The following is a 6803-nucleotide window of genomic DNA, read 5'->3' on the forward strand; positions in this document are numbered from 1 at the left end:
AGCCGATAGCCAGCGGGTAGCGCGGTAAAGCGCCAAGGGCTCGCATCAACCGCTTGCGCGGCACCAGCCGGCGTTGCCGAGGGCGGCTGGGCGCTCGCTGCCGCGCGCGCGCGCGTGCTCCCCGCCTTGCCGACAGACGCCGCTTGCGCGTCGGCCTCGTCAAGGAACCGGATCTCGGTGAACATCACCTGCTCGATCGGGATCGCCGCGCTGTTCATCAGATCGGTTTTCAACGGCAGGCCGGTATCCTCGTCGACGAAGAAACGATAGCCGTAGCGCAGATCATCCTTGGGAATAATACCCACCACCTGGGTGTCGCGGCCAGCGACTCGCGAGCGCCCGAGCCGATGGAGCAGATAATGCGTGCGCAGCCGTTCGAGGTCGAGCGTGCCTGGATGCAGCGTCGACGCTGACACGCCATGGCGCGGAATCGAGATGGCGCGCGCGTCAGGCAGGACGCAGGTGACCGACTGATGGCTGCGGGCAACCGCCCGGATCGGCCCGCTCAGCGCCAACAGGCTCTCTCGGGCCTGCCCCTCATCGATGCGATGCGCGATGCGCAGCGTCGATAATCGATGGCCATTGAGGTAGACCAGGGTGCCCTCGTACTCACGCTCCGAGAGCGCCTTTGCCATGCGACCGAGCAGTTCGACCGCAGAAGGTTCCTGCTCGCTCTCGGCGGCAACGAGCGGACAGGCGAGCCAGACCCCGACAACGACGATGAGCAAGCGTGGTGCGCGCGGTAACAGCCCCCACAGCGGATCAACGCAGACCATTTTGACCAACCACGGCGGCATAGGGAATAAAGCCCGTCAGCCCGGAGGCCGAGACACGCTCGCGATGATCCACCAAGAGGGCATCCAGGGCGGTCGACCCGACCGGTTCCTCGATCGCCCAGCGCTCGACCACCCCGGCCTCCGGTTGCGCGCCCATTGCCGCCGATTCGGAAGTCAACGCCGGGGTCGACGGCACCATGTCCGGGCCTTGCAAGAGTCCCGGACCGACCAGGATGGCCACGGCGACCAGACTGGCGGCGATGGCCAAGGCCGCCGCCGGTCGGTCGATCGCCGCGCGATTGATCGCGGGTCGGTCGAGGAAGGGCAAGACGCGCGGCGGCCGCGGCGGGCGGCGCGGCACCGATGGTTCGGAGGCGAGCGCCGCCGACACCCGCGCGCCGATGGTCCGCGCCGCAGGCAGCACCGCCTCGCCGCGCAGCACCTGGCCAATGAGCAGGCCGCGCTCGAAGCGGTCGCGCAGGGACGCCTCTTGCTCGAACGCCGCGATCGCGACCTCGATCTCGCCACGACCGGGCTCGCCGTCGAGCAATGCCGCGAGATGCCGTTGGTCCGGTGTTGCTGTTGTCATGCTGTCGCCTTCGCTCGTCAGTCGTTCATGATGCGGATTCGGCTCGGGGCAACGCGCGACCATCAACCCTCGAGCAGCGGCCTAAGCCGCTTATCGATCGCCTCCCGCGCGCGAAAGATACGCGAGCGCACCGTTCCGATCGGACACTCCATCGCCGTGGCGATCTCCTCGTAGCTCATGCCATCGATCTCTCGAAACATGATCGCCGCGCGCAGATCATCGGGGAGCGCATCCAGCGCATCCTGCACGGTGCGCGCGATCTCTGCGCTGAGCGCCTCGCGCTCCGGGGTCGCGGTGTCGCGCAGCCGCGCGCCCATGTCCATCTGCTCGGCGAGTTCGGCCTCGACGTCATCCCCAGGCGGTCGCCGGTTCTGCGCGACCAGGTGGTTCTTCACCGTATTGATGGCGATGCGGTAGATCCAGGTATAGAACGCCGACTCGCCACGAAATCCGGGCAGCGCGCGGTAGGCCTTCAAGAACGCCTCCTGGGTCACGTCCAGGACCTCGGCGCTGTCACGCAGATAGCGCCCGATCAGCGCGGCGATCTTCTGCTGGTATTTCAAGACCAGCAAATCGAACGCCCGCCGATCGCCGGCCTGCGCGCGCTCGACGAGCGCTTGATCGACCTCGCGCTCAGACACGCGCTCCGCCCCCTGCTGCTCGTCGGTCCCTGCTCACCTGGCGCATTGACACCACCCCTTCGATGAAAGTTCTATGTTCAGAGCATCGCGCCTTGACGTATCGCAAGGCGATGCGACGCGGCATGCATTGCCCGTAGACTTGCCGAGCCAAACCGATCTTGCCTAATCTTTGTCCATACCGATGCATGGACAAGCCGACAGAGAAGCCCGCCACCATGCCCAACCTCAACAGCCACGACGTTCTCATCATCGGCAGCGGCGCCGCCGGTCTCAGTCTCGCACTGCGGCTTCCGCCCCACCTATCGGTCGCCGTGGTCTCGAAACGCGAACTCCAGGAAGGCAACACCCTCTATGCCCAGGGCGGCATCTCGGCGGTGCTCAACGCCACCGACTCCATCGACGCCCATGTGCAGGATACCCTCAAGGCGGGCGCTGGGCTCTGCGACGAGGCGATCGTGCGGCGGGTGGTCGAGCGCGGCCCGGACAGCATCCAATGGCTCCTCGACGCCGGCGTCCAGTTTACCCGCGACGACAGTCCGGCTAGCTCCAGCGGCTATCATCTGACGCGCGAGGGCGGCCACACCCATCGCCGCGTCATCCACGCCGCCGATGCCACCGGCCGCGCCGTCGAGACCACGCTCACCGACCTGGTGCGCGCGCGCGCCAACGTCGAGCTGTTCGAACATCACGCGGCGATCGATCTGATCACCGAGCGCAAGCTCGGCGGCCCGGGCAACCGCGTGCTCGGCGCCTATCTGCTCGCTCATCGCAGCAATCAGGTCAAGGCCTTCCAGGCCCGCTTCGTGGTCATCGCCAGCGGCGGCGCAAGCAAGGTCTACCTCTACACCAGCAATCCGGACGTCGCCACCGGCGACGGCATTGCCATGGGCTGGCGCGCCGGCTGCCGGGTCGCGAACATGGAATTCATGCAGTTCCATCCGACCTGCCTTTACCACTCCAAGGCCAAGTCGTTCCTCATCAGCGAGGCCCTGCGTGGCGAAGGCGCCATACTGTCCCTGCCCAATGGGGATCGTTTCATGCCGCGCTTCGATGCGCGCGCCGAACTCGCCCCGCGCGACGTGGTGGCGCGCGCGATCGACCACGAGATCAAGCGCACCGGCAGCAAATTCGTCCACCTCGATATCTCGCATCGCCCGGCCGACTTCATCGCCGCGCACTTCCCGACCATCCACGCGCGCTGCCTCGAACTCGGCATCGACATCACCCGCGAGCCGATCCCGGTGGTGCCCGCCGCCCACTATACCTGCGGCGGGCTGCTGGTGGACGCCCACGCGCGCACCGATCTGCCGGGCCTCTATGCGATCGGCGAGACCGCCTACACCGGACTGCACGGGGCCAACCGGATGGCCAGCAACTCCTTGCTCGAATGCCTGGTCTTCGCCGAATGCGCGGCCCAGGACATCGCCGAGCTGGCGAGCGACTGGGCCCCGCCGCCCGCGGTTCCCGCCTGGGACGCGAGCCGCGTCGTCGAACCCGATGAAGAGGTGGTGATCTCGCACAACTGGGAGGAACTGCGCCGCTTCATGTGGGATTATGTCGGCATCGTGCGCACCAACAAGCGCTTGCAGCGCGCCAAGCGTCGGGTCGACCTGTTGCGCCAGGAGATCATCGAGCACTACAGCCATTTCCGCGTCGAGACCAATCTGCTCGAACTGCGCAACCTCGTCGAGGTCGCCGATCTCATCATCCAGTCCGCACAACGCCGCCGCGAGAGCCGGGGCCTGCACTACACGCTCGATTTTCCGCAACAGGACCCGAGCCAACTGCGCCCGACGATCCTGATCCCGAACCGCTATCGGCCCCGCAGTGGAGACTGGGCCGCTCGCGCGCGCCTTGACTGAGCGCGAACCTGCGCCATGGCGCCATTCGCCCTGACGCGCGGACCCGAACGACCCGTCGCCTTTGGGCTGCGAGGTGGCGTGTCCGGCGCAGGTCGCGCGGCTCCCTGAATGCTGCGAGACGCGTCCGCCGCCGCTAGGCGCGTGGCGCAACCGCGGCGAGCACCGCCTGCCCGAGCGCGAGACCGCCGTCGTTGGCCGGCACGCGCGTGTGCGTGAGCACCTTCAGACCGCGCTCGCCCAGGGCCTTGAGTGTCGCCTCGAAGAGCGTGCGATTCTGGAACACCCCTCCCGAGAGCGCGGCCGTCTCCACCCCTTGTCGCCGTGCCACGCCTGCCGCTAGCGCGGCGATGGCCTCGGCGAGACCGACATGGAAACGCGCGGCGATCGCCGCCGCCGGCACGTGCGCCGCCAGATCATCGAGCAGTGCCGACCACATCGGCGTCGGGTCCAACTGCCAAGGCGCAGCGCGCTGATCGAGCGCGAACGCATAGCCGCCCTCGCCCAACGCGCGCCGCGCCAGGGTTTCGAGTTCGATCGCGGCCTGTGCCTCATAGGCGATGCCGTCCACGCAGATCCCGAGCGCGGCCGCTACCGCATCGAACAGGCGCCCGACCGAGGTCGTGCGCGGCGCATTCACGCCCTTTTGGATCATCTCCGCAAGCAGGGCGATCGGTCGCTCGCGCAGCGCCCGCAATGGCTCCAGGTCGCGCCAACGCTCAACGCAATGCGCCCAGCCGAGGCTGTGTTCGAGCTGGGCATAAAGGCAGCGCCAAGGCTCACGGATGGCACGCTCGCCACCGGGCAGGCTGAACGGGCGCAGATGGCCGAGCCGCTGCCAGTGGCGATAGTCGCCGAGCAGGAACTCGCCGCCCCAGATCGTCCGATCCGCGCCATAGCCGAGACCATCGAAGATCACCCCGATGACCGGACCGGCGTCGAGCGGCCACTCGGCATCCGCCAGCACCGCACCCAGATGCGCGGCATGATGCTGCACCTCGACCAACCGCGCGCCGGTCTCGGCGGCCAGCCGGCGCCCGAGCGCCGATGAGCGGTAGTCCGGATGCGCATCCACGGCGACGATCTCGGGCTGATGCTCGAACAGCGCCTGATAGAGTTCCACCGTGCGCTCGAACTCGCGCGCGGTGCGCGCCTCCTCGAGATCGCCGAGATGTTGCGACAGGGTCGCCTGCCCCTCGCTGAGCAGACAGAGGCTGTTCTTCAACTCGCCCCCGAGCGCCAGCACCCTGGGCGCGGCCAGGAAACCGGCCGGCAGCGTCAGTGGCGTCGGCGCCGCGCCGCGCGCCCGCCGCAGCCAGCGCGCGCGGCCCTGGATCACGCGCGCCACCGAATCGTCGACCCGATTGACGATCTCGCGATCATGGAGCAGCCAGGCATCGGCGATACCGGCCAGTCGCGTCAGCGCATCGGCATTATCGATGCATTGCGGTTCGTCGCTCAGATTCGCGCTGGTCATCACCAATGGCCGGTCCCAATCCCGCAGCAGCAACCGATGCAGCGGGCTGTAGGGCAGCATGAACCCCAGGGCGGACTGGCCCGGTGCGACCGCGGCCGCAATCGGCAGTGGTGCGCGCATGCCCGCAGCTGGCGAAGTTGGCGAAGTTGGCGAAGCTGGCGAAGCTGGCGAAGCTGGCGAATTTGACGACTCCGGGGAACCTGCTCGCGCGGTCTCTGCGGCGCCAGCAGGACCGGGCTCCAACAGCACGATGGGCGCCACCGTCGAACTCAGCAGCTCGGCCTCGGCCGGACTCAGCGCGCAGACCGCGCGCACCACGTCCATATCCCGAGCCATCAGCGCAAAGGGTTTGGCCGCGCGCCGCTTGCGCTCGCGCAGCGCGGCCACGGCCTCCGGGTTGGTCGCATCGCAGGCCAGATGGAAGCCGCCGATCCCCTTGATCGCGACGATGGCACCGCGTTCGAGCAGCCGGCTTGCGGCCTCGATGGCATCGCCCGGGGCGTCATCGGACGCTGCGGGGGCGGCCGTTGCGAGGTCGGATCCCGCGCCATCGACCAGCCAGACTCTCGGCCCGCAGACCGGACAGGCATTGGGCTGGGCATGGAAGCGCCGATCGGCCGGATCGGCATACTCGGCGGCGCAGGCCGGACACAGCTCGAACGCCGCCATGCTGGTGTTGGCGCGATCGTAGGGAATGGCGCGGACGATGCTCAGCCGCGGCCCGCAGTGGGTGCAATTGGTGAACGGATAGCGATAACGGCGATCGCCGGGATCGGCGATTTCGGCCGCGCAGCGTGCGCAGGTCGCGGCATCGGCGACGACGCCGGTGCGCACCAGCCCGGCCCTGCTCTCGACGATGCTGAAGGTCTCCGGTGCCGCTCCCTCGCAAGCTCGGCGCTCGATGCCATCGATGCGCCCAAGCGGCGGGCACTCGATCATCAGCGCGTGGCAAAAGGCATCGATCTCGGCACTGGTGCCCCAGAGCCGGATCAGCACGCCCGCGCCGTCGTTGCAGACATCGCCGGCAAGACCGGCGGCGCGCGCCAGGCGCCAGACCGTTGGCCGGAAGCCAACTCCCTGCACCTGGCCGCGCACCCGGATCGACTCGCCTTCGGTCTCGGTGTGCAGACGCAGTCGCTGACTGGAGGACTGGGTATTCGACATGCTCTCGCGCGCGCGTTGCTGGCGCGCAGAAAAAACGCGGTAACCGCGAAGCCGTTACCGCGTGCTGTGAAGATGGTCCGGGCGGCAGGATTCGAACCTGCGACCCCCACAACCCCATTGTGGTGCGCTACCAGACTGCGCTACGCCCGGAAAGCTGATCAGCTTAACCCCGAAGACGATGCAGGTCAATGTCGCCGACAGGGAAGCGGCCGGTAGATGCCACGACCCAAGGGCGAATTTTGGCGAAGGTCTGGATGCCAATAGGCCCTGTGTTGCGCTGCATGGGCGATCATCGCT

Annotated in this window: 5 protein-coding genes and 1 tRNA gene; 1 reads left to right on the forward strand and 5 read right to left on the reverse strand. The window is 68.0% G+C overall.

Features of this window, described 5'->3' with window-relative positions; all coding sequences use genetic code 11:
• The 3 genes from ACLFQI_RS10285 to rpoE form a co-directional block, all read right to left on the reverse strand.
• Positions 1-776, reverse strand: a 776-nt coding sequence (locus tag ACLFQI_RS10285; RefSeq protein WP_410759069.1) for a sigma-E factor regulatory protein RseB domain-containing protein, incomplete at its 3' end; no start/stop codon positions are given.
• Positions 763-1365, reverse strand: coding sequence for an RseA family anti-sigma factor (locus ACLFQI_RS10290; RefSeq protein ID WP_410759071.1), 603 nt, complete (start codon positions 1363-1365; stop codon positions 763-765). The genes ACLFQI_RS10290 and ACLFQI_RS10285, both read right to left, overlap by 14 nt.
• 62 nt (positions 1366-1427) lie before the next feature.
• Complete coding sequence (rpoE, locus tag ACLFQI_RS10295; RefSeq protein WP_410759073.1) at positions 1428-2006, reverse strand: RNA polymerase sigma factor RpoE; 579 nt, start codon at positions 2004-2006, stop codon at positions 1428-1430.
• A 185-nt stretch (positions 2007-2191) separates the two neighbouring features.
• Between rpoE and nadB the strand changes: the two genes are divergently transcribed.
• Positions 2192-3868, forward strand: coding sequence for an L-aspartate oxidase (gene nadB / locus ACLFQI_RS10300; protein ID WP_410759075.1), 1677 nt, complete (start codon positions 2192-2194; stop codon positions 3866-3868).
• Positions 3869-4001: 133 nt separating this feature from the next.
• On the opposite strand, the gene ACLFQI_RS10305 is transcribed toward nadB, so the two are convergent.
• Together ACLFQI_RS10305 and ACLFQI_RS10310 are read right to left on the reverse strand one after the other, a co-directional pair.
• Entirely contained in the window at positions 4002-6506 is a 2505-nt protein-coding gene (locus tag ACLFQI_RS10305) for a carbamoyltransferase HypF (protein WP_410759077.1), read from the reverse strand.
• Between the two features lie 73 nt (positions 6507-6579).
• Positions 6580-6656 (reverse strand) — tRNA-Pro (locus ACLFQI_RS10310).
• Positions 6657-6803: the final 147 nt, after the last annotated feature.

This window comes from Halochromatium sp. (genome assembly GCF_046541315.1).
Lineage (GTDB): Bacteria > Pseudomonadota > Gammaproteobacteria > Chromatiales > Chromatiaceae > Lamprobacter.

Coding starts and splice junctions, on each gene's coding strand:
- ACLFQI_RS10290 (WP_410759071.1), bottom strand. CDS start 1,365: ATGACAACAGCAACACCGGACCAACGGCATCTCGCGGCATTGCTCGAC.
- nadB (WP_410759075.1), top strand. CDS start 2,192: ATGGACAAGCCGACAGAGAAGCCCGCCACCATGCCCAACCTCAACAGC.
- ACLFQI_RS10305 (WP_410759077.1), bottom strand. CDS start 6,506: ATGTCGAATACCCAGTCCTCCAGTCAGCGACTGCGTCTGCACACCGAG.